Here is a 22,605-nt window from a genome sequence, read left to right as displayed (position 1 = left end):
CCTGGGGGGGACCCCCTGGCCTCCGGCCAGGGTGCGCCCTCCGGGCGCCCCAGGGAGGGGGTATCGGCCGGAGGCCGATTGATCGCCCTTCGGGCGATCGTGGCCAGCGAGGTGGACGAGGTGGCGGGCGAGGCGGATTAGCCCGGTGACCTGCGGAAATGCGGGGGCGAGGGCGGGCCGGCGGCCCGCCGTGGTGGACGTCCGGGCGCCTGGACGTCTGGCGATTCGGCGTAGCGGACCATACCCCCATGGGGGTATAGAGCTAGTCACGTTGGGTGACCAAAATTCGAACAGGATTTCGACCGTTTGGAGAAATGGCCTCCGGCCATTCCTGGCCGGGCGAACAAGGGTCGGAAGGCTGATCGCACGCCATTCTTTTTCGCCATTCTGAGAATGGCGCCCGGCGTATTCTACGGTCCGGCGTCTGGACGTCTGGACGTCTGGCGGTCCGGCGTAGTGGGCCGCGCCGGCGAGGCCCTGACCGGGCCCCTGGACGGCCCGCGCGAGGCCCTCCGGGGCCGCCTTCGGGGGCGTGGCCGCGGCCGGCGTAGCGGGCGGACGAGCCGCTCCCCGGCGGGCCGGCGAGGGCCTTCGGCCGTCGGCCCCGGCGAGGGCCTGGCCCCCGGCTTCGACGGGCGGGCCGGCGGACGAGGCGGACGAGGCGGACGAGCGGGACGAGGCGAGGCCGCGGCCGGCGAGGGCCTCCCCCGGGGGCGGACGAGCCGCTCCCCCTGCTCTGTGGGGGGTCCTGTGTCCGTAGAACGTGGAACACGTGGAACAGATAGAACAGCGCAGGTCACGGCAGGGTTTTCTGTTCCACGCTCCCGGGCCGGTCCATGGAACGTGGAACGGCGGAACGTGGAACAGGGCCGCCGGCGCCCGATTCACCCGGCTTCGGGGCCCGCGCGAGGCGGACGAGCGGGCCGCCGGCCAGGCAGACGGGTAGACGTCCAGGCGCCTGGACGTCCGGTGATCCGGCGTAGCAGCGGGCCGGGACGAGGCCCTCGCCGGCGGCCCCGGGGAAACCACCGGGGAGATCACCGGGAAAACCTCCGGGGTCCCCGGGAGATGGTTGCCCCATCCATCCCCGGGCCGCGGAGGCAGAACGGATCGGGAACGGGGCCGGCTCGGACCGGTGCCGGACCGCGGGCGGACCTGGCCGGGGTGGACTGGACGCAACGCACCCCAGAACGGAGAGGCTGACCGATGAAATTGGAGATCAATCCGCGCGTCCTCGTGGCCCTGCTGGTGACCCTGGCGCACCTATACGCGCTTGGCGCATTCTGACCCCGGACACGAAAAGACCCTCCCGGAGTGATCCACAACCACCCGGGAGGGCTGATCAACGCGTCTGCGAATCTATTACCGATAAACAATGGCGATAACGCACGCCTGACTAGCCATTCCAGCCAATCAAAATCAGCGGGAACGGTCAGTGTTGACGATTAGACGGGGTATCCGCGATCCGGGTCTATCTCGTCAAGATGGGCTTCAATTTCATCGAAACTTATTCCGCATTCTCTGTGGAGTCGCAGAGTTTCCTCTATGCGGGCCGCGTAATTTCTCTTCCTGGCCCTTTTTAGTTCAGTGTTTTCCGGTTGATGTCCGGCCCTCGCGATATCCGCTCTAATGCGGCTTAATTCGTCTAGCCGATCCCAAATTCCCAACGATGCTCCCAAGGGGTGGCGAGGCCATAAGCCAGGCCCGGCACCGCTTGCGGGGTGCCGGGCCTGGCTTGACGTGGGCGAGAGGTGTCTACCTGTTGTCTGCGATGATCTCCGGACTGTACCGCAGTTTCTTAAGTAGGGCCTGATAGACCGTGGGATTTTCGCTCGCCACCTGGACGAGGGCCCATAGCCAGTCTTTGCGGTCAATCCGCGGGATGTCCAGGTCCATGCGGAGTTTCAGCGCGAGGCCATCCAGCGAGGCGGTTTGGTCGGGCCGCAATCGCCAGGTGAATGCGGAGCGTCTTTCGTCGTCACCCTTAGGCTTCCGAGCATTTGGACGCGCCCCTCTCGCGTGAGGGGCGAGGGCCTCGTCCGCGTTGGGCAGCGTCGGCGCGATGGGCACGAACGCGCCTCCCGCCCTGGCACCGGTCTTCTTTGGCGTCCGGCGGGGCCTCCGGGCCGGGGACTTCGGGTCCGCCGGCGGGTCCGCCGGGGTGTCCGGGGCGTTGCTCACTGGCTGGCCTCCCTCTCCAGGATCTCCGCGCACATAGGGCCGTAGGCGCCGAGGTAGGTAGGGACCTTGCCGTAGGAGCGGGTCGCGTAGATCTCGCGATTGACCGCTACCTCGGTACGGAGGGCAGTCACTCCGACGTCTGCGAACCGCTGGCGAACGTTCTTCGCTACGCCCTTACCGGGGACCGGAACCTTGACCACGGCGCCGATCATGGTCACGCCGTGTTCGTCCGCGACCATCTTGGTTGCCGGGATGCGGTCGCTATCCATGTCCTCCCCCGTGCACGGGGAGATCAACAGTTCGGCCTCCGGGAGGGCCTGGCGGAGGACTTCGGGGGCCTCTCCACCGATGTCCATGAGGACCCGATCGGGCCGGAAACGCTTGATTGCCTCCCTGGCGAACGCCAAGAGGTGCCCCTGTGAGGGGGCCCACTGAACCACGTTGAACGGGAGTTCGCTCCGGGCCGCATAGACCTTGGTTGTCCAGGCCGTGACGCCTTGAGTGCCCGGGTCTGCGTCGATCACTAGGACGTCCCATCCCTCACGGGCCAGGGCAAATGCGAGCATCATCGTTGTTGTGGTCTTGCCGGTGCCCCCTTTCAGGGTGTTGATCACCCACCACACGGGATCATCGTCGGACATAGGCCCTCTTTCGCTGGTTGCTGCTGGTATCGGACGTCTAGGGGTCCAGGCGTCCAGGATGCCAGAGCAGGGGCCCGGGGCGAGGTAAGGACGCTGTACCGGTCTGGATACCTTGCGGGGTGTACGGAATCCGTACAGTATGAGGGTGTACGAAAACCGCACACCAGGGAGCGCGCATGGAGATCAACACGACCTACAGCCGGGACGTCCCCGGCGCCAAGACGATCACGATCCACCTGGACGAGCGGGACGACCCGATCAACCTCATGGAGGGTCTCGTCATGCGGGGCCGGCTGGAGTCCTGGCTTAGGACGATCCTGCGCCCCGGGGAGCACGGGGCGCAGTCCGGCCCGGACACCTTGGCGACGCTGACGGACCTGGAGTACCTGGGGAACCTCACGGACCGCGCGATGGAGGAGGCTCTCCTCCGCGCGCGGGATCAGTACGGCTGGGGATGGGGGACGATTGCGGCCCGCCTGGACGCGCCCCGGAGCACGGTCAAAGACAAGATCATCCGTCTCCGTCAGGAGTACGCGCGGGCGGGCATCTGGTACGACCCGGCCGGGGGCCACACGGGCACGCCGGCGGAGGCGGAGGCCGCCATCCAGGCCATGACTGCGAGCGACGGAGAGTAGACGGCTTGACGCCTGGACGTCCAGACGTCAGACCAAACCGGAGAGGAGAACGACATGTCAGGCATCGAGTACACCGCACCCGAGGTCTTCACCCGGGGCGTGCGCGAGGGATGGGCGGAACGGGAGACGGACCCGACCCGCATCAACTGGACGGAGCGACTCGCGCGGGCCGCCATCCCGTTCCAGGTGATCAACGGCCGGCCGGTTAACCCGTGCGAGACGACGCGCGTCCGGTATGGCAGGAACTTCCTGGGGCACTGGGGCGAACAGCGCTGCGCGGACGCCCTCGTCACCATGCGGACCCCGGACCGGCCCGCTTCCGTGGTGACCCCGGCCGGGGCCCGGATGATCGCGATGATTGAGCGCGCGGACGAGCGAGGGTGGGCCATCCCTGGCGGGTACGTGGACCCGGGCGAGTCCGCGCGGGCCGCCGCGGTCAGGGAGCTGCGCGAGGAAACCGGCCTCGTCCTGCCGGGTGTGACCTGGACGGAGGACCCGCCGCGGTACGTCCCGGACCCTCGGGCGAGCGATGAGTCCTGGATGGTCACCACGCTCTGCCGGGCCGACCTGGGGACCCTGGACCGGCCGCCGGCCCTCACGGCCGCCGATGACGCCAAGCGCGCGGTATGGGTCCGCGCCGACGATTACGACAGCCTGACGGAGGTCCTGGCGACCCTGGACGGGTTCGTCTTCGGTGCGCACGTGGAAATGCTCCGGGCCGCCCTGGACGGAGGCGAGGACCGATGACCTCCCCCGCGCTCACGTTCGTCGCGATCCTGCTGGTCATGCTCGTGGTCCACTACCCCGCCGATCACCTCGTCCAGACCAACGGCCAGGCAGTCCGCAAGGGCACCCCGGCCCGGGACGAGCACGGGCACCGCGACCGCTCCGGGCAGTGCGCTTGCCTGGCCCACGTGGTGACCTATACCGCGACCCTGGCCGGCGCCCTGGCCCTCGTGGCCTGGCGGACGGGCCTGGACCTGGACGTCTGGCACGTCGCCGGGGGCCTGGCCCTGACGGCCGTGACGCACTACTGGGCAGACCGCCGGGTCTACCTGGACCGGGCCGCCCGCAAGATCCTGCGGAAGGGGGATTGGATCGACCACGATCCCGGCGCGCTGTACCTGATCGACCAGTCGTTCCACATCGGGCTACTGTTCGTCGCCGCTCTGATCATGATCTGACCCTGCCACCTAGTAGACGTCCAGAGATCCAGACGTCCAAGCGTCTAGACGCCGATGCGTCCCGGCGGCCGGGGAGGTACTCCCCTCCGGCCGTCCCACGGACCGGCGCCCCGGCCGGCGAATCGACAGGAGGAAACCGTGTCTGACGACTGCATTCACGCGAACAAGACCCCGGCCTACACGGTCAGCGGCAACGGCGGGACGCTCGTTGTCGAGACCTGCGACAACTGCGGGGAAAAGGTCGATTCGTACCTCATCCCCAAGTCAGACGACTGACCCGCGGCCGGGACCCCGGCCGCCCCGCGGACCGGCCTCCCGGCCGGCGGATCACAAGGAGGAAGCCATGCCCGACAGGACCACGATCAACGGCCGGCGCCAGGACCCCGGCGCGTACGTGAACGGCAAGCAGTTGCGCTGCACTTGCGGGAACACCACGAAGTGGGACCGGATGATCGTCGACAGGGGGAGGATGACCGCGGATTGCGGGGACTGCGGAGCGCATTGCAAGGTGTGACGGCCAGCCCTGGACGGCCCCGGCGAGGATCTCGCCGGGGCCGTCCGTATGTCTGGACGTCCAGACGCCTGGACGTCCTCCGGTCCGGCGTAGCGAGGCGGGCCAAGGTCACCCGATCCACACCACCCGGTAGACCGTGACGAGGTTGCTGTCCGGGGAGATGTAGTACTCCGCGACCCCGTATCCGTCGCCCCACGAGATCCACCGCCAGGCGGGGCCGTCCCCGGAGGCGGACGGCCGGCCCGCGGTCCAGGGATCGCGCGCCACCTCTCGGAGCGCGGTCACGAGGGCCTTGAACGGGCCGGGGGCGAGGCCGATCGTCTCAATATCGGCCGCGGCGTGGAACTCGACCCGCCACGGGTCGCCCGGGTCGCTCACGGGCGCGCGGCGAGGATCTCGTCCAGGCCCCGGCGAGGCCCTCGCCCGGCCAGGACATCGGCCCGCCGGCCGGCGAGGTCTCGCCCGTCGACCTGGCCGGCGAGGGCCTCCGCACGGGCCGCCCATTCGCGCAGCAGTCTTTGCAGAGCGGCGTACCGCCATACGTCGTGAGCGGCCGTGGTCGTGGCCCGCCGGTACTCGTCCAGGAACGCCGCGCGCTCACGCTCGTCCAGCAGACGGGCCAGGATTTCGGCAGGGTCGAATCGGTCGCGCGGATCGTGCGCTCCGATCGGATCAGCGGTCATCGGCGCTCCCTACGGCTGGACGAGGGCGATCTAAGGCCACGGTATCAACGGGGCGGGGGCCGAAACCGGGTCAGTACGAACTCGCACGCGACCCTCACTGTGAGCGCCAGGACGAACCCGGCCAGCGGGGCCAGGATGAGGCCGGCCAGGCCCCATAGCCACCCGTTGCGCAGACTGGCGACCCATAGTGAGACGAGGATGAACAGGCCGGTCGTCATCGCGATGACGGCCAGGCAGCCGCGGTAAATCCACGAGATCACTAGCGGGGTGGCCAGGACGGTAAATCGCGTGTCGACCATGGCCGCGAATAGCCCGGGTCCGCGTAGCGGCGCGCGGCCGGCGCCCATCTGCGGAATGCGTTCGGGCATGATCACCTCCCGTTCATGCGCTTGATCAGAGCGGCCCGGTACCCGTCCGCCTCTTTGACGAGGGCCGGGGGTGCCGTGGTCCCGGTCCCGCCCTCCCCGGTCATGGCGACGATCAGTAGCGGGCCCCGCTGCAAATAGTCCGAAATGTTGAAACAGAGTCCGCCGTTACGGCACCGGTACGGCTGCATTAGGCGCGAGATGCGCCACTGTCCATCGGTGGTTTCCGATCGCTTGTAATACCAGGATGAACCGCTGCACTTCGATTTCCAGGCCCGGCGGAAATCGGCTTCGCGTGACGCCTCATCCGGATATAGGATCGCGAATTGGTGGAATCCGTATCGCGAATTGTTGTTGTCGGAATTGTTGGCCCGGTATTCGGGGAAATCTCGCCAGAACTTTTCAAAACCGGCCTGGACGTATTGGGTTCCGGGATGAGTGACGTTGGTCCAGCGAATGTCACATCCGGGAATGACGTTGCGCCCCTTTGTCTCTTTGCGCATATTGACCGTGCGCTGATAATGCCCGGACTTGAGATCTTTCATCGTGAGCAGACGCGCGCGGACTTTGTCGAGACTGTCAGGCGGGCCGGCGAACAGGTCGCCGGGGCCGCATGCGATCCCGCTGGCGCCGGCGGCCGGGGAGCACGGTCCGCCCGACGAGGAGGAGGCCGGCGCCGGGGAGGGCGAGGGGGGAGCGGACCGCGGGCCCTGCGTGCCGCACCCGGCCAGTAGGGCGGCCGTGGGCGCGAGGCAGAGCAGGGGCGCCAGGGCACGCCGAGAGGCCGGGGCGAGGGTCGGACGGATCATCAGCCACCTCCGGGGGCGGGGTGATCGTTTACCGTCCCCCCAAGATCCACCCAAACGGCACCGGCCCGCATCTCCTTTTTGGAGATCCGGGCCGGTTTTCTTTCTTCATCTGTCGGGACGGGTGCGGAGGATCTTGACCGATCGGTGTGGGTTAGACGTCGATCTCGTGGATTTCGAGTACCGACATTCCCGCCACGTAGTGGGCTTTGATCAACTTGTTCAGCGCATGGATTGCGGCTTCCGGGCCTTGCTCGACCATGATCCGGATGACGTTCTCCAGTTGCCCATCGGGGATATCCTTTCCGGGGTTGATCCCCCGTTCCCGGACGTCCTCCGATACCGAGATGACGCCGTAGATGTACAGTCCGCCGGTCCCGGCCGCGGTACCGCCACCGCCACCACCGCCGGCGGCCCCGCCCCCGGTCCCGCCCGCCTTGAATTTCGCGGCCCGCCCCGGGGTCACCTTCGCGCCCCGGTGCGCAGCGTCGAACTTGTCCGCGTTCTTTTTGGACGGGTTTTTGATGGCGCCGGACCGGTAGCGCTCGACAGTCCTTTTCGACACGCCGAGTCGCTTCGCCACTTCTTTCGCGGACCCGTACCGGTCGATCAGCTCTTGCGTCTTTTTCTGCGTGGACGCCTTAGCAGTGGTCGACCACGCTTTACCGGTGAGTGCCTGCCAGAGTGCGGCACCGGCTGATTTGTTTCCCCTGATCTCCATGGGTTATGCCTTCCGGGGGGTGCCGTGGGCATCGGTGGCGAGGAATTCCGCCATGGTCGAGACGTTTTCGGGTTTCACCGTCCATTGTCCGAGCTTGGGCGCCTGGCCGATTTCGGGGAGACGCCACCCGGCCGGGAGGATCGCGGAGGCGCCGGCGGAATCGGCGGACGGAGCGGCGTAGAACACGCAATCGGTGCTGATCCGCAGCGGCGACCGGCCCGGGGCCCCGTCCGCGCCCTTCGCCGCGGCGATGACCTTGCGGAGCAGGATGCTCCGGGCCGTCCCGACGATCGTGTCCGCCCAATCGGGCCGGCACACGAACGCGGTCCCCCGGCGCAACATGCCGTAGGTCTCCCGGAACGTGGCTTTGATCGTCTGGCGGACGAGGGCCTCGTCCGGATCGCCGGTCGCCGGGTCGATCAGGGCAAGGGCGTCGCGGAGGCGTTCGGCCACCCCGGGGTCACCGTGCAGCAGGCGCGCGCCGCGCCCCCGCGCGCGTCCGCGCGCGTCCTGGACCTGGGGAGGGAGCCACGCGTCCAGGATCATTTCTTCGGGCATGTCGTGGGCGAGGCAGAGATCCACGACCGGGGTTGTGACCCATCGGGGCCCGGAGGCGGGGCCGCCGGTCAGGTCCGGGAGGTCCAGCAACGGCCGCCAGGGCCCGGCCAGCAGGTGGTATCCGGGGACGTTGCGGTCAAAGCCGGCCGCGGAGACGCCGGTGTGCTCCAACCGGTCCCACGCCAGGTTCGCATGGATCATCGCCGACAGGTACGCCGCTACGGCGTCGAAGCCGATGACCGCGGGCATGCTGTGTTCGTCCGCGGTGATCAGTTCGGCGGGCCGGTCCCACACCAACGCCTGTTCCTGGACCTGGCCGGCGGGGCAGTCCTCCGGGATGTCCCGCCAGTTCAGGAACGGCCGGCGCCGGTTGGACCTGGCCGGGTAGGCGTCGCGGATCATGTTCGTCCCCGAGGTCCCGGCCGTCATCACGAATTGCGTGCCGGTCAACTCCCGGTACCGGGCCAGCAGGTACCCCGCGGTCAGCGCGTCGTGTTCCGCGCGGATCATCGTCTCTCCGCTGACGCGCATCTCACGAGGGTTGATCCATTCGGGGATCACCACGGCGACGGACGGCCGGTCCGGGCCATGCCATGCGGTCCAGGCGCCGATACCCGCTGCACTTGGCGTCCACCCGGCGGCCGTGCCCTCCGTCACCGCGCGCGGAGGCGCCTTGCGCGACTTGCCCGGGGTTCCGGACGAGGCCCTCCCGGGCCGCCGGTTCGTCGGCCGATCCGGGTAGCCGAGACGCGCGGCGGCCGGCGCGCTGATCGCGATCGTCCCGCCCGCCGGCATGTGCTCGACCACATCGGCCAGCAATTCCGGCAACGACTCATAGCCGCGGTCCAGGGTGGTCGACGCGCCGTCCGGCCCGAGCCACGTCACGCCGTGTTCGTCGACCCCGGCCGCCAGGACCGGCCACGCCGCGGCGGGGGTCGACGCCGGCGAGGCGGCCGGCGCCGGGGAGGCTTCTGCAACAGGGTTCGGCGCCTCGTCCGCCTCGCCGGGCGAGGTCGAGGCGGCGGCCGGGACCGGCCCCGGCGCCTCGATGCGGCGCGGCCCCTCTACCTGCGCGCTCCCGGTTTCGTTCGGATAGGCGTCTGCCTGGCCGGCGCCCTTTTCCGTGCGGTTTTCGGCGCCCTGGCCGTCATCGGCGGGGCCGGTGCCCTCGCCGGGGCCGGACGGCTCGACCGGCCCGCCGATGCCCGCGGGGGTGGCGTCATCGGGACCGGAGGCGGGTCCGGCCAGGTCGGGCCAGATCACGTCAGCGGGGATGACGAGGCGCCATTGCCCGGGGTCCTCGCCGGCGAGGCGGACCCGGCGGACGTGGCTCACCCCGCGGCCCTGAACGAGGGCCCCCGCGCGCGCGAGGGCCTTGCCGATGCTGGCCGTGGTGTACCCGTCCGCGCGCGGGTCGCCGGACGCGCGGATCAGGGCATGGAGCCCGGACGCGCGGACCGCGATCCCGCCGTAAGCCGGGACGTGATGCAGCGCCACCCCGGCGCCCTCGTGGATCACGGTCCCGAGCACCGGGTCCCGGCCTACCTCGCGGAGGCCCTTGTCCTGGGGGGTGAGCCCATCGGGGCCGTAGGCGCCCGTGGTGGTCCCGTCCGGCCCGGTCAGGTGCGCCCGGCGGGCCAGCAGAGCATGGCGGATGATGTCGCCCACGGCGACGCGCAGATCATCGGACGCCTGACGCCGGTCGTCCATGGTCTCTGCCTGGACGGCCAGGGCGCGCGCGAGGGGGCCGGCGACCCGGGCGAGGATCGCGTCCCGCGCGGCCTCGTCCAGGCCCACGGCGTCCGCGGCCAGGACGAGGCCACCGAGCATCGCCCCGGCCATGTCGGCCACCCCGGCCATGCCCGTCTCGGAGGTCTCCCACCCGGGGAGCGCCTCGTCCAGGTAGGGCCGCAGAGCGGCGAAGCCGGTCCGGTCGGCATCGGCCAGCAGGACGGCCGCCTCGTCCGACCCGGCGAGACGATCAATGATCCGGTCTCCGATCGCGCGCAGCGCCGGCGCGATCCGCCCGGCCAGGTCCCCCGAATCCTGCATGCCTTTCCACCACCGCCAATCAGCGTCGCCGGGGACGAGGCCGACCACCACGGCCCGCCGGTACAGCGACGCTTGCATGCCCGGGGGGAGGGTCTGCGCGGTGATGACCGGGATGGACCGGACGAACCGCGATTCCTGCGCGGTCAGGTCCCGCCGGCGCCGGCCCCGGACCGCCTCCTGATTGCCCACGGACCGGATGAGGCGCTCCAACTTGGTCACGGCCTCCCGGTGCTCCATGGGCGAGGCGTCCCGGGTCAGGGCCAGGTCGTCAATCAACGTAGGCATGTCCGCCTCTTGATCGACTTTCATTTCAATATCGGTCGGAGTGTCGGAGAACCTGGCGGTGACCAGGGGGGGCCAGGACGGGGCGAGGGCGAGCATCCGCCCGGCCGCCGCACAGCACGTCTTGCCCGTGTTCGGGTCGCCGTGGATCACCAGCGCGCCCGGCACCGGCCGAAGCGACTGCCCGAACGACCTGGCCCCGGCCGCAATGGCCAGCAGCGGGGCCCAACCGCCGGCGCCCGCCACCTCGTCCAGGGCCGCGCGGACCTGTTCCTCGTCCGCCTGGCCGTCCAGGGCCGGCGCCGGGGCCGCCGCGGTCGCGAGGCGTTCGGGAACGTCAACGATCTCGACCGGTTCGCCGGTCGGGCGGGCCCTCCCGTCCGCGGAGACGTACATCCGGCCCGCCGGGGTCTCATGCCACCCGGTCCTCGTCACGGCCAGCACGTCACCACCGAGCCCGCGAACCTGTGCGAGCACGACGTTGGTGAGCACCTCGCGCACGACCCGCGACCCGATGCCCTCGCCCCGGAACCTCTCGCGCCACGCCTCGCCCGAGGTGAGATCGCGATGGGACACCGTGGCCTCATGGCCGTCCACGGCCACCCGGTAGTAATAGGTGTCGATCTCGCCGTTCGACCGGAGGGTGTACAGCGCGGACCGCAGCACCGGGCACCAGTCCAGGTGAGGCGCGAACCGCAGCGCCTCGCCGGCGCCGGCCTCGTCACCGGGCTTTGCCCGCCGCACTTTGAAGACCGCGGGCGGGTCGAGTTGGTAGGCGTACCCGTCCGAGCCGGGGACGAGGGCCTCGTCCTGGCGCAGCGCGCGGATCTGAGCGGGCGTCACCGGGCCACCCCCGGGACATGCGTTGATGTCGTCTGCGACACGTCCGGCGGGGGAAGTGGCGACGACAGGACCAGAGTCACGTAGACTCGCCTCCGTAGCTTGGTGCTATGAGGGCTCCGGTCCCGTGGTTGGCCCCACGGGAACTCACCGGGGCCCTCACCATTTTCAGATGAGATGTGGCAGACCTTACGCCCCTTCACACGCACCTGACCCCCGGTTATCGCGCGTGTCGGACGGTAGGTCACGTCAGACCCCCGCCTTGACGGTCTCCATGAGGGCATCGCCGATGTATTCGCCGTAGGCCGGGGGGATCGCTTGGGCGAGGGCCGGGAGGGTCATCCAGTCGATGCCCATGGCCTGGCGGGCCTCCGCGGCGTGGAACTTGTAGCCGCGGGTCATCGGCCCGCCCCCGCCGGTGCCGTAGACGCCTCCGATCGGGCGGCCGTGGCAGTGGCACCCCCCGGGCGCCATGATCCACACGTTCGGCGAGAACTCGAACCGGCGGTGTCGGCGTAGCCACCTCTCCACCCCATCCCGGCACACGGCCCGAAGCCCGAAATGGGTCCCGCACAGTTCCAACGCCCCGTACAGCGGGGCGCCCGGCACGTTTTCGATGACCCACGGGATACCGGCCGGGTCGGCCACCTCGCGCAGCGCCTCGCGCGTCGGCGGGATCAGGTCCGGGTATTCGCGGTCCGCGTGGCGGCCGGCCATGGAGCTGTAGCGCTGGCACGGCGGGGCCGCGGCGATCGCGTCGAACTCGTGCCCGTGCTCCCGGATGTAGGCGATCGCGTCGGCCTGGACGAACACGTCCCCGGCGTAGGAATCCCGGCGGACGTGATCGACCCCGGTCACGTGGAACCCGGCCCGCCGCAACCCGGCCCCGGTCCCGCCCTCACCACAGAACGCGTCCAGAATCCGCGGTCGGCCAGGCAGACGGGTTCCGCCCGCCAGGCCCGGCCCGCCGCCCGCTGTGATCGTCATTGATGCTCCCTCCCGTGTCGGATGTGACGTAACGGACGCTCGTCCGGCCCCCGCCACGGGGCAGCGGGGGCCGGACGAGCCGCTCACGAGGCGGTTCACGAGGCCGGGATCTCCCGGCCGATGACGGACTCCAGGACGTCCAGCGCGGAGGCGTCCATGTAGATCACGCCGGTCTCGACCAGCCATCGGACCCACACCGGCTCGATACCGGGCCGTGCCTGCCAGTCCGCCGGCGGAATCTTCCCGAGCGCGTAGCGCAGGGACCGGCATGCCTCCCGGAGCAGCGCGGACGGGGTCAGCCATCGGGCGTCGCTCGTCTCGCGGGCGGACGGGGCCAGGTCGCCGGTCGTCTCGGCGAGGTAGACGACCCATTCGTGCCCGACCCCGGCCAGGCCCGGCGCGCGGCGGCACCGGTTGCCGCGCCATCCCCCGGTGACCTCCGTCAAGGACGTCACGGTCAAGCCCAGTTCCTCGCGCACCTCCGCGCACGCCGCGGACGGGTAGTCCTCGTGATCGTCGAAGACGTGGCCGGCGCACGGCGCGATACCCGCCGGGGCCGTACGCCGGTTGAACACCAGGTACTCGTGAGTGTCGCCACCCGGCGAGGCGTACGGGCGCCGGATCAGCACTCCGACGCTGGCGTTATCGCATTCCTTGGTCATCTGCGGTTCCTCCGAACGCAGGGAGCCCCGGCCGCCGAGCGGCCGGGGCAGTGGTCTAGAACAAGGGGGTCATGTCGTCGTGCGCGTGCTCACGCGCCGCTTTGCGCGCGGCCCGCGCGGCGGCTCGGACCTCGTGGTCCCAGCAGCGGCGGCACCACGCGCGCAGCTCCTCCGGCGGGGGCGAGATCAGGGTCCGGGACGGGTCCGGCCCCGGCTCGACCGGGCCGGCCAGCAGGCGCACCCCGGCGGTACCGTGCACGGCCTCGCACCGGCCGCCCTTCTTGTGCCAGGCGTGCGCGCGCTCGCACTGGCACCGCTCCCCGGCCGCGCCGATGACGGCCTCCCACTCGACCCGGCCGGCCAGCGGGGCCGGCGCGGCCAGGACGAGCGGGGCCGTCTGCCCGGTCATGCCGCGCTCGCTTCCGAGGTCTGGACGCCGGGGCGCCTGGACGCCTGGACGTCGACCCGGCCGTCACTGATCCGGGCCGCCCACTGGTACTCGTCCCATCGCGACATCGCCTCGATGCAGCGCGGGCACGTGACCAGGGCCGGGGCCCTCGTGATCACGTCGGCCGCCTCGTCCGTCTCGCCGGCACACAGCGGGCCGGCGGGGAGAACGGCGTCCAGGTGCCAGACGCGCGCCCCGGCCGGGGGCCAGGTCGACAGCTGAACCGGGGCGCCCGTCGGGGTCCGCGACACCACGGCCACCGTCCAGCGGTGCCCGCACCCGCACCGGCGCCGGCCACCGTCGATCACGGACACGGACCGGACCGATCCGCAGTTCGGGCACCCGCACCCGGTCACCGGTCCGCCCCCGCCCTGGCCGGCGCGCGGAACGCCGCGCGGGCCTCCCGGGCCGCCTCGCGCGCCGCGGCGCACAGACCCGGGACCGCACCCGCCCGGCGGCCCCGGCGCCCGTCGACCACCCCGGCCAGGTAGGCCACCACGGCCGCCAGGATCAGGGCCGCCCACCCGGGCAGCACCCACACCGCGCCGCACACCGCGCCCGCGATCGCCGCGGCGACGGCCGTCTTCACCAGCGCGACCGGCCCGACCCGGGCCGCCTCGCGCTGCTTGCTCTTGCCGTGCGTCATGATGGACGTTCCTCCTTTGGAGGGTCACGGCCCCGCCGGTCTTGTCTGCCAGGACTCCCGGCGGGGCCTGTCTTCTTTGGGCCTTACGCCCCTCTTACGGTTGCTGCCTACCATCATGTAGGACGTACTACGTCTCAGTACACCCGTATGGGTGACTGTCGTCAAGGGTCGCGCGACGAACTACGTGCTACCGGCTGATCTAAGGTGGGGATATGGGTATCACTCCGGCGAGAGGGCAGTACCGGAAGCTCGCGGAACTACTCCGTGAGGCAATCGAGCGTGGCGACTACCCCCGGGGTAGTGCGCTCCCTTCCGAAGAACGCCTGTCAGAGCAGTACAGCCTTTCGCGGCCGGTCGTGAATCGCGCGCTCGCCATCCTGCGAGCGAACGGCCTGGTCCGCGTAGAGAGAGGACGGGGGACCTTCGTGAACGACATCCCCAGGATCAACAGGAACGCGGTCGAGAGGCAGAAGCGCATCGCGCGAGAGACCGGCCGCGGCGCGTTCGATGCAGAGCTGACCCAGATGGGCCTGACCCCCCGGTCGGAGCCGTTCCATGTCGGCCCCGCCCCGATCCCGGCCCCGGCCGCGGAGATTCTCGGAGTCGAGACCGATACGGAGGTGTTCGCGCGCCGGCGTCACATGTTCGCGAACGATGTCCCGGTGCAACTCGCCTCGTCCTACGTGCCGAACGACCTCGCAGAGCGCGCGGACCTGACCGGCGACACTGGCGCCGGGGGCCTGTACTCCCGTCTCGCAGACATCGGCCACGGCCCGGAGCGATTCCGGGAGCGGGTCACCGTTCGTCCCGCGAATGAGGACGAGGTGGCGTTCCTCCGCGGCGAGTTGGATCAGCCTGTTTACGAGGTGATCCGCACTGCGTTCGACGGCGAGGGGCGGCCGGTGGAGGTCAACATTCTGATCATGCCGGTTCACCAGTGGTCCCTGACCTACGAATGGGACGCAGAGTAGCCACACCCCACACAGCAAAGGCCCCGCCCGAATCCGGGCGGGGCCTTTGCTGTGCCCCCGGGGCTTGACTCTGTGAACCTGACCCGGGTCTACTAGACGTAGTACGTCCTACGGATACGACCCCGGAGGTTCACAGATGACCAGCAACCCGCCCACGGACCCGGGCCAGAACCCGGGCCTGACGTTCGCGGAGGTGGCCGCGGACCTGGACCGGGTCCTCGCGCGCATCGACCGTACGTGGTCCGAAGACGCGGACCGGTACGAGGCCGACACCCATTACACGCTGGAGGACGTGGAGAAGATGATCCAGGCCCTCCGCGACCGGATCGGAGACCAGCAGTGACCGCGCTCACCGGTCAGGCCCGACCGGCACCGCTCCCGATGACCCCGGCCCTCGCCCGGATCAGGCTCGGAGCCCTCTGGGGTCTGGGGTTGATCGTGGCCGTTGCGGACTCCGTGGCGTTCGCGGAGTCGTACGCCGGTCTGCGCGCCTGGTCTCTGGACCATGGCCTCCGGGGGTTCTGGGCCAACGCGTGGCCTCTCCAGGTGGACACGTTCATCCTGGCCGGCGAGATCGTGTTGCTCGTGGCCGCAATCTGCCACTACGGGCCGCGCCTCCGCGCTCTGGGCTGGGCTCTGTCGGGGGTCGGTGTCTCGGCTTCGATCTATTGGAACGCGGGCCATGTCGGGCCGGGTGCGACCGTGGCGGACCACGTGACCGCGGCCGTTCCGCCGATTGCGGCCATGGCCGGTCTCGTGGCCGCTCTGTCGATCATCAAGCACATGGTGACCTCGCCGGCCCCGGTCATGACCGGACGCCTGGACGTCCCGGCATCCAGGCGTCCGGTCACGGATGACCGGGCGGCCCTCCGGTCAGTCCTGGCCGGCCGCGGTCAGATCACGCTGACCCCCGTCACGTCCGCGGCCCGGACCGCGATCCTGTCGGCGCTCGTGCATGATCTGACCGCGGCCGTGTCGGACGCCGGCCGCGCGGTGGACGAGGTGGCCGGGGCCATGGACCGGCGGACGCCTGGACGCCTGGACGCCGTGACGTCCCCCGCGCTGGCCGTCCCTGCGACCCCGGCCCCGCCCGTTTCCCTGGCGGACGCCTACGTCCGGACCGGGGTGATCCTGACCGTGCACGGGCGGGCCCCCGGCTACCCGCTGTGGTACCTCGCGCGGGCCGTCCGCAAGTCGTGGACCGCAAACCGGCCGGTGGCCCTCCCCGTGCGTCGGGACGAGGCCCCGGAGCGTCCCGACGATGACCCGCCCGCCGGTGCGCCGGCGCCGGACCCGATCGGGGAGGCCCTCGCCGGCGCCTCGTCCGACGCTCACCGGGTCCGGATCGCGCTGGACGCCATCGGGATCGACTCGACCCCGGGCGAGGTGGCGAAGCTGCTCCGGGCCTACGGGCACGAGGCCCCCACGGAGTCGATCAGGTCCGCGGTCCGGCGGGCCCGCAAGAGCACTCAGCAGAACGACGGCCAGGGTCGGCCCGTGCTGACCCTGGCGACGTGACCCGCATGAGTCGGGCCGGGGCGCCTCGCCTCCTACAGCCGGCGCCCCGGCCCTCCCACCGATCACCTAGATAGGAGATCAGCAATGGACATTGTGTCAGTCGCGATGACCGCGACCGGGGCGTTCGGCGCCGGCCTGACCGTGGGTGCCTTGATGTTCTCGCCCCGCCTGATCACCCGGACGGAGGCCCCGCCGGTCCCGGCGGGTCCGCCCCCGGTCGTGTACCTCGTGGACCCGGGCACGTACGGCCTCCCGGCCGGCGCCATGGTGGCCCCGCCCGGCGTTCAGGCGCCGGCCGCGGCGGCCCTCCCGGCCCCGGCCCCCGCCGGTCCGGCGGAAATCGACCGGTCCGGGCAGACGGAGGGGAACCGATTCCAGGGCCCGGAGGGTCAAAACCACCGTGACCATGACCCGGTGTCAGGCGTATCGTTGATCACTCCCCAGGGCTCCCCCGCGGCCCGTCGCCCCTCCACCCTCCCGGAGGTCCCCCGATGATGCCCGGACGCCTGATCACGATCGCTCTGTACGGCGCGGCCGTCGCGCCCCTGGTCGTCCTGCTGGCCGGCTGGACCCTGGACGGGGCCCCCGCGATCCTGCTCTGCCTGGCCGCGGTGGTCCTCCCGGTCACGGCCGCCGTGGTGGACGCGTTCATCCGCCGGCGCCCGTTCGGCCGGCGCGTCGTCCTCATGGCACCTCCGGACCCGCGGCCCCTGACCGCGGGGGACGAGATCCTCGTCCCGCCCGCGTGCCCGGTCACCGGGCACCCGTACGCGTGCCCGTGCCGGCCGTGCGTCGCCTACTGGGCCAGCGCGGACGGCCACGAGACCTATCAGGTGTGGGACGAGCACGCGACCGCCGTACGGCGCGGCCGGGACGGAGACATCCGATGATGCGCCCGGTCGACGCCCGCATGCCGCTGGCCCTGGCCCTCGTCCTGGCCGGCGCCCTGTTGCTCTGGCCCGTCGTGCTCGACCCCGGCGCCGGCGCCCGGATCACGGTCGGCCTGGCCGTCATGGTCGGCGCCGTCCTCTACCCGCCCGCCGGCGCCCTGGCCGACACCCGGCGCCGGCCCCGCCCGGCCGCCTCGCCCACGTCCTTTGTCGACGTCTCCGGGCGCCTCGTCCTGGGGACCGCGCGGATCGTCCAGGGCGACCCGGACCACTACACCCCGGAGGAGGACCGATGATGTTCGCCCGCACCCTGACCCGGCGCCTGACCGGCCGCCGTACCCGCCCCACCGTCCAGGCGCCGGACGTCTGGACGTCCCTGGACGCCGTCCAGCGGGCCGACCACACCGGCACGGCCGTCTACCTCGCCCACGGCCCCGCCGGGCCGCTCTGCCAGGATCAGGGCCCCGGCCGGCACCTGCTGATCGTGGGCCCTAGCGGGTCGGGCCGGACCGGCCTCGCCCGGCTGGTGACCGCGCAGCACCTCGCCGCGGACCGGCGGGTCCTGCTCTGCGACCTGGCCGGCGACTACCGGCCCGATCACCAGTGGGCGCGCACCCTGCCCGGCCTGGACTACCGGGCCGGTATCGAGTCGATCCACGAGGCCCTGACCGATACCGCCCTGATCATGGACGCGCGCGGGTCCCGGGTCGTGGTGATCGAGGATCTGGACTCCGTCCTCGTCCACTCCCGGTACCACTGGCAGGCCACCCGGGACGCGCGCGACCCGGTCACGGACCCGCTCCCCCTCGCGCTGGTCTCCCTGCTGTACGGGCCCCGCACCGGCCCCGCAGTCGTGGCGACCGGCACCGGCCGCGGCCTCCCGACCCGCGCCGTGGATCAGTTCGGGACCCGGGTCCTGACCCCCGGCTACGGCGCGGCCATGTGGCGGGCCCTCGTCCCCCACCTGGACCCGGCGCCGGCGCCGGCGACGCTCGGACAGCTCTACATCGCGCGCTACGGCCCCCACGGCCAGGACGTCCAGCGCGCGATCACGCCCCATGTCAGCCCGGAGGCCGCACGTGCCATCGCATGCGGCCACCTGGCCCCGCCGGCCCGAGAGGAGTCCTGATCATGGATCAGTTTTTCAGCCTGATCGGGGACGCGATCGCCGGCATCGGCGTCCTGTACGGCATGGCCGTTGACGCCGGGTACGGCGGGTACGTGTGGCTGACGCTGCTCGTCCTGGCCCTGGCGGCCGGGATCTATCGCGTGGTCCGCCACATGCAGCGCGGACGCGTCACGCTCGGTGGAGTCGTGTTCAACACTCAGGCCGGCCTGGACGCCTCCGGGGCCAGCGTGTTCCGGTCCGCGCGCCAGGTGAACGAACGGCCATCTCTGTCGCCGTTCTGGGGCCGCCCGACCTACCTCCGGGCGCTCCCCTACCCCGTGGCCGTGATCCTGCTCTGGATGTGGGTCGAGGCGCCCTATCTACTGGCGGCCCTCGCCGCGGGCGGGTCCGTCTACCTCGCGCGCGCGATCTACCGCCTGATCTCGACCCGCCGGCACCGCAAGAGCATCGTTGTCCCGTTGGCTAAGGCGCTGTCGCCGGTCGTTCAGGAGCACGCCGAACGGATCCTGGAGGGGACGATCATCCCGCGGGACTACGCGCTCCCCCATGCGGAGGTGGTGATCCCTCTCCCTGATGGGCACCACCCGACGATCCCCGCGGAGGTCTCCCGGGTCGTGCATGCCCGGCTCGGAGGCGAGTGGAAGACGTCCATCACCCAGGGTGCCCCGTACCTGCTCACGTTCCGTCACAAGCCCTCGCCTCCGGAGTACGTCGGGTATGACGACGTCGCGGAGATGATGATCCACGGGCACGGGGAGCACTCCGGACTCTGGCGCCCGATCATCGGACTCGGCGCTGAAAAAGAGGTAGCCGGACTCAATTTCGACGGCCACGTCGTCCACCTCGGAATCAGCGCCGGAACCGGCGCCGGTAAGTCCAACCTGATGAGGGTCCTCGCCACACAGTTCGCGATCCGTTCCGGCGGAAACGCTCGTCAGGTGTACCTGGACGTCAAGGGCGATGACGAGGGGATGCAGCACGTTCCCGGGATGATGGTTTTGAACGACATCGGGGACGTGACGAACCTGGACGGCATCTATCAGCAGTGGGAAGTCATTCAGTGGTTCGTCAACGAAATGGACGCGCGCCGGCGCGGCCTCCGCGGCCCTAAAGAGGGATGGGAGCCTCTCGTCCTGTTCAACGACGAACAGAACGCGTTCGGGAAATTTTCCCGGCAGGCATGGGAACTCATCAAGGACAAGGGCGACCCGAAAACGCCTCCGGTGTGGCAGAACATGTACTTGCTCGGCGTCATGGGACGCGCGTTCAAAATCCGCATGATCAACGCCTATCAGGTGATGAGTGCAGCGGCCACGGGGGGCGGGAACGCGCAGGACGGTTCGGAACTCCGTTCGCAGTTCGGCAACAAAATGCTCGCCCGATTCACGCCGGCCATGTGGGATTCCCTCGTGGGCACCCGCCCTCGGGGCCAGTCCTCCGACATTCCCGGCCGATGGCTGCACGTCAATAACGCGGGCCTGGCCCGCTCGGTTCAAATCCCGCATTTCGAACCGTCGCACATTATCGACCTGTGCACCTATGCGGGCCTGGAGATCCCAAGCGTGGGTCAGCCGGCGATCCCGGACGCGTCCCCGTCCCCTGTCCCCAACCCCCGCGATCGCGCAACGTACGAGATCATCCCGCCCCGGGGGGACGAGGGGACCGGGGACAACCCGCCCCCGTTCGATCCGCTGCCCGAGTACGCGCCCGCCGGCGGGCGCGGTTCTGATGAGAATGTCATCCCATTCCGGGCCCGCACGGAGGCGCCCGTCCCCAAAGCCGAGAAAGAGCCGGCGGACGAGCGCATGACGCTGCAACAGGCGTGCCACCTCGGAATTGTGGAAATGTCGTACGACGCTGCCAAGCGTCGCCGGTCCCGCGCCCGCCAGCGTGGCGACTGGTTCCCGGAGGGCCAGAAGATCGGAAGCGGAGCGGAAACCTATCTCGTCTCCGAACTCCGGGCCTATTTCGGCGAGGACGAGACCGGCCAGGACAAGGGCCGGGAACGCGCGCGATGACCGCCCCCCGAACGCGCACCGGGGCCCCTGATAAGCCATATCAGGGGCCCCGGCGCGCGTTCGGGCATCTCCACCACACCGGCGAGACTCCCGGCCGCCTCAGGCGATTCTGTGACCCCCTGGACCATAGGTCGATAGGGGCCGCGAATCCGACCGGTCCGCCGGCCGCCTCGCCCGGCCAGAAAAGCAGCAATCCCCCGGCCGTCCACAGAGCACACGATCAGCACTCCGGGGCCGGCACTCGCTAAGGAGTCGACCGATGAACGGAATCGTCACCCTCATCGCTATCGGAATGATGCTCCTACTCCCCATGTACGCGCTCAAGAGCCGGGCGGGCCAGGCCGGAAGGGTCAAAGTCCGCTATGGCCCCAGCCGTTCCGCCGGAATCGCGCGACTGATGTTCCGATTCTGGTACATCACGCTCCCGGCCCTCGCTATCGTCGCCCTGATTTTCGTCGGCCGAAATGGTTAGTCAGGCGTCGATTATCGCCATTGTTTATCGGTAATGGATTCGCAGACGCGTTGATCGGCCCTCCCGGGCGGTTGTGGATCACCCGGGAGGGCCTTTTCCGTGCCAGGGAATGGCGGGCCGCTCGTCCGCCTCGTCCTGGCGGACCGGCCCCGGGGCGGGGGCCGCGGCGGGAATTCCTCGCCGGACCGGAGCGGCTCGTCCCGCTCGTCCGCCTCGCCGGCGCCCTCGCCCTGGGGCGGGTCGACGGGCCGCCCGGGGGTCGACGGCCAGGCAGACGCCTACGCCGGCCGCGCCCCCTCGCGCGCCCTACGGCCAGGCCCTCGCCGGACCCGCCCGCGCGGGCCGCCTCGTCCGCCCGGCGGGCCGGGATAGTGGCCGCAACTATCCCGCCCGGGGCCGCCGGCGAGGGCCTCGCCCCGGCCCCTCGCTACGCCGGATCACCAGACGTCCAGGCGCCCGGACGTCCACCCGTCTGCCTGGCCGGCGGCCCGCTCGTCCGCCTCGTCCGGCCCGTCGAAGCCGGGCATACCGGGCGCCGGCGGCCCTGTTCCACGTTCCGCCGTTCTACGTTCCATGGACCGGCCCCGAAGCATGGAACAGAAAACCCGGCCCTGACCTGCGCTGTTCCACCTGTTCCACATGTTCCACGTTCTACGGACACAAGACCCCCCACAGAGCAGGGGGAGCGGCTCGTCCACCCCCGGGGAGGCCCTCGCCGGCCGCGGCCTCGCCTCGTCCCGCCCGGTCCGCTCGTCCGCCGGCCCGCCCGTCGAAGCCGGGCGCCAGGCCCTCGCCGGCGCCCCCGCCCGGAGGCCCTCGCCCGGCCCGCCGGGGAGCGACTCGTCCGCCCGCTACGCCGGCCGCGGCCACGCCCCCGAAGGCGGCCCCGGAGGGCCTCGCGCGGGCCGTCCAGGGGCCCGGTCAGGGCCTCGCCGGCGCGGCCCACTACGCCGGACCGCCAGACGTCCAGACGTCCAGACGCCGGACCGTAGAATACGCCGGGCGCCATTCTCAGAATGGCGAAAAAGAATGGCGTGCGATCAGCCTTCCGACCCTTGTTCGCCCGGCCAGGAATGGCCGGAGGCCATTTCTCCAAACGGTCGAAATCCTGTTCGAATTTTGGTCACCCAACGTGACTAGCTCTATACCCCCATGGGGGTATGGTCCGCTACGCCGAATCGCCAGACGTCCAGGCGCCCGGACGTCCACCACGGCGGGCCGCCGGCCCGCCCTCGCCCCCGCATTTCCGCAGGTCACCGGGCTAATCCGCCTCGCCCGCCACCTCGTCCACCTCGCTGGCCACGATCGCCCGAAGGGCGATCAATCGGCCTCCGGCCGATACCCCCTCCCTGGGGCGCCCGGAGGGCGCACCCTGGCCGGAGGCCAGGGGGTCCCCCCCAGG

General features: G+C 70.7%; 25 protein-coding genes and 1 pseudogene. 14 read left to right on the top strand and 12 right to left on the bottom strand.

What is annotated here, in order from left to right:
- Window positions 1-2,177 precede the first annotated feature (2,177 nt).
- A complete protein-coding gene (locus ACRB68_RS40015; RefSeq protein ID WP_153542300.1) occupies window positions 2,178-2,822 on the bottom strand; it encodes a nucleotide-binding protein in 645 nt (214 codons plus the stop codon).
- Window positions 2,823-2,998: 176 nt separating this feature from the next.
- Here ACRB68_RS40015 and ACRB68_RS40010 point away from each other — a divergent pair, with 176 nt between their 5' ends.
- From ACRB68_RS40010 to ACRB68_RS40425, 5 genes are all read left to right on the top strand, one after another.
- Entirely contained in the window at window positions 2,999-3,457 is a 459-nt protein-coding gene (locus ACRB68_RS40010) for a hypothetical protein (protein ID WP_153542298.1), read from the top strand.
- Between the two features lie 54 nt (window positions 3,458-3,511).
- On the top strand, window positions 3,512-4,204 hold the full coding sequence (locus tag ACRB68_RS40005; RefSeq protein WP_153542296.1) for an NUDIX domain-containing protein: 693 nt from the start codon (window positions 3,512-3,514) through the stop codon (window positions 4,202-4,204).
- On the top strand, window positions 4,201-4,641 hold the full coding sequence (locus ACRB68_RS40000) for a DUF3307 domain-containing protein (protein ID WP_153542294.1): 441 nt from the start codon (window positions 4,201-4,203) through the stop codon (window positions 4,639-4,641). The genes ACRB68_RS40005 and ACRB68_RS40000 overlap by 4 nt, the downstream gene beginning before the upstream one ends.
- A 138-nt stretch (window positions 4,642-4,779) precedes the next feature.
- Complete coding sequence (locus ACRB68_RS39995) at window positions 4,780-4,917, top strand: hypothetical protein (RefSeq protein ID WP_153542292.1); 138 nt, start codon at window positions 4,780-4,782, stop codon at window positions 4,915-4,917.
- Between the two features lie 67 nt (window positions 4,918-4,984).
- A complete protein-coding gene (locus ACRB68_RS40425) occupies window positions 4,985-5,155 on the top strand; it encodes a hypothetical protein (protein ID WP_194293626.1) in 171 nt (56 codons plus the stop codon).
- Window positions 5,156-5,263: 108 nt separating this feature from the next.
- Here the strand turns inward: ACRB68_RS40425 and ACRB68_RS39990 are convergent, their stop codons facing one another.
- The 11 genes from ACRB68_RS39990 to ACRB68_RS42765 form a co-directional block, all read right to left on the bottom strand.
- Entirely contained in the window at window positions 5,264-5,533 is a 270-nt protein-coding gene (locus tag ACRB68_RS39990) for a hypothetical protein (RefSeq protein WP_153542290.1), read from the bottom strand.
- A complete protein-coding gene (locus ACRB68_RS39985; protein ID WP_153542288.1) occupies window positions 5,530-5,838 on the bottom strand; it encodes a DUF6247 family protein in 309 nt (102 codons plus the stop codon). The genes ACRB68_RS39990 and ACRB68_RS39985 overlap by 4 nt, the downstream gene beginning before the upstream one ends.
- A gap of 44 nt (window positions 5,839-5,882) precedes the next feature.
- Complete coding sequence (locus tag ACRB68_RS39980) at window positions 5,883-6,206, bottom strand: DUF4282 domain-containing protein (protein ID WP_153542286.1); 324 nt, start codon at window positions 6,204-6,206, stop codon at window positions 5,883-5,885.
- Window positions 6,207-6,208: 2 nt separating this feature from the next.
- The gene (locus ACRB68_RS39975; RefSeq protein ID WP_153542284.1) at window positions 6,209-7,012 is read right to left on the bottom strand and encodes a hypothetical protein; all 804 of its coding nucleotides are present in this window, start codon (window positions 7,010-7,012) and stop codon (window positions 6,209-6,211) included.
- Window positions 7,013-7,163: 151 nt separating this feature from the next.
- Window positions 7,164-7,730: a helix-turn-helix domain-containing protein gene (locus ACRB68_RS39970; protein WP_153542282.1), complete on the bottom strand. Its 567-nt coding sequence runs from the start codon at window positions 7,728-7,730 to the stop codon at window positions 7,164-7,166.
- 3 nt (window positions 7,731-7,733) lie between these two features.
- The gene (locus ACRB68_RS39965; RefSeq protein WP_153542280.1) at window positions 7,734-11,123 is read right to left on the bottom strand and encodes a hypothetical protein; all 3,390 of its coding nucleotides are present in this window, start codon (window positions 11,121-11,123) and stop codon (window positions 7,734-7,736) included.
- 588 nt (window positions 11,124-11,711) lie between these two features.
- On the bottom strand, window positions 11,712-12,275 hold the full coding sequence (locus tag ACRB68_RS39960) for a DNA cytosine methyltransferase (RefSeq protein ID WP_207710006.1): 564 nt from the start codon (window positions 12,273-12,275) through the stop codon (window positions 11,712-11,714).
- Between the two features lie 269 nt (window positions 12,276-12,544).
- A complete protein-coding gene (locus ACRB68_RS39955) occupies window positions 12,545-13,111 on the bottom strand; it encodes an NUDIX domain-containing protein (RefSeq protein WP_153542278.1) in 567 nt (188 codons plus the stop codon).
- A 55-nt stretch (window positions 13,112-13,166) separates the two neighbouring features.
- Entirely contained in the window at window positions 13,167-13,520 is a 354-nt protein-coding gene (locus ACRB68_RS39950) for a hypothetical protein (RefSeq protein ID WP_153542276.1), read from the bottom strand.
- Entirely contained in the window at window positions 13,517-13,873 is a 357-nt protein-coding gene (locus ACRB68_RS39945) for a hypothetical protein (RefSeq protein WP_153542274.1), read from the bottom strand. The genes ACRB68_RS39950 and ACRB68_RS39945 overlap by 4 nt, the downstream gene beginning before the upstream one ends.
- A gap of 38 nt (window positions 13,874-13,911) precedes the next feature.
- Window positions 13,912-14,205 carry a hypothetical protein gene (locus ACRB68_RS42765; protein ID WP_153542272.1) on the bottom strand — a complete coding sequence of 98 codons (294 nt, stop codon included), beginning with the start codon at window positions 14,203-14,205 and terminating at the stop codon, window positions 13,912-13,914.
- A 212-nt stretch (window positions 14,206-14,417) separates the two neighbouring features.
- On the opposite strand from ACRB68_RS42765, the pseudogene ACRB68_RS42935 reads away from it, so the two are divergent.
- The 9 genes and pseudogenes from ACRB68_RS42935 to ACRB68_RS39900 form a co-directional block, all read left to right on the top strand.
- Window positions 14,418-14,621, top strand: a pseudogene (locus ACRB68_RS42935) (GntR family transcriptional regulator); the annotation flags it as partial.
- A 9-nt stretch (window positions 14,622-14,630) separates the two neighbouring features.
- Window positions 14,631-15,176 (top strand): UTRA domain-containing protein, encoded by a 546-nt coding sequence (locus ACRB68_RS41890; protein WP_328595357.1) that lies wholly within the window; start codon window positions 14,631-14,633, stop codon window positions 15,174-15,176.
- A 136-nt stretch (window positions 15,177-15,312) separates the two neighbouring features.
- Entirely contained in the window at window positions 15,313-15,519 is a 207-nt protein-coding gene (locus ACRB68_RS39930; protein WP_153542268.1) for a hypothetical protein, read from the top strand.
- Window positions 15,516-16,694: a DUF2637 domain-containing protein gene (locus ACRB68_RS39925; RefSeq protein WP_153542266.1), complete on the top strand. Its 1,179-nt coding sequence runs from the start codon at window positions 15,516-15,518 to the stop codon at window positions 16,692-16,694. The genes ACRB68_RS39930 and ACRB68_RS39925 overlap by 4 nt, the downstream gene beginning before the upstream one ends.
- 491 nt (window positions 16,695-17,185) lie before the next feature.
- The gene (locus ACRB68_RS39920; RefSeq protein ID WP_153542264.1) at window positions 17,186-17,584 is read left to right on the top strand and encodes a hypothetical protein; all 399 of its coding nucleotides are present in this window, start codon (window positions 17,186-17,188) and stop codon (window positions 17,582-17,584) included.
- Complete coding sequence (locus ACRB68_RS39915; RefSeq protein WP_153542262.1) at window positions 17,581-17,880, top strand: hypothetical protein; 300 nt, start codon at window positions 17,581-17,583, stop codon at window positions 17,878-17,880. The genes ACRB68_RS39920 and ACRB68_RS39915 overlap by 4 nt, the downstream gene beginning before the upstream one ends.
- Entirely contained in the window at window positions 17,877-18,713 is an 837-nt protein-coding gene (locus ACRB68_RS39910; RefSeq protein ID WP_153542260.1) for an ATP-binding protein, read from the top strand. The genes ACRB68_RS39915 and ACRB68_RS39910 overlap by 4 nt, the downstream gene beginning before the upstream one ends.
- 2 nt (window positions 18,714-18,715) lie before the next feature.
- Complete coding sequence (locus tag ACRB68_RS39905; protein ID WP_153542258.1) at window positions 18,716-20,731, top strand: hypothetical protein; 2,016 nt, start codon at window positions 18,716-18,718, stop codon at window positions 20,729-20,731.
- A gap of 259 nt (window positions 20,732-20,990) precedes the next feature.
- Complete coding sequence (locus tag ACRB68_RS39900) at window positions 20,991-21,203, top strand: hypothetical protein (RefSeq protein WP_153542256.1); 213 nt, start codon at window positions 20,991-20,993, stop codon at window positions 21,201-21,203.
- Window positions 21,204-22,605: the final 1,402 nt, after the last annotated feature.

Origin of the sequence: Actinomadura macrotermitis (assembly GCF_009604375.1) — a bacterium.
GTDB classification, from domain to species: domain Bacteria; phylum Actinomycetota; class Actinomycetes; order Streptosporangiales; family Streptosporangiaceae; genus Spirillospora; species Spirillospora macrotermitis.
The sequence above is the reverse complement of the archived record's forward strand: the minus strand, read 5'-3'. Positions and strand labels throughout refer to the sequence as shown.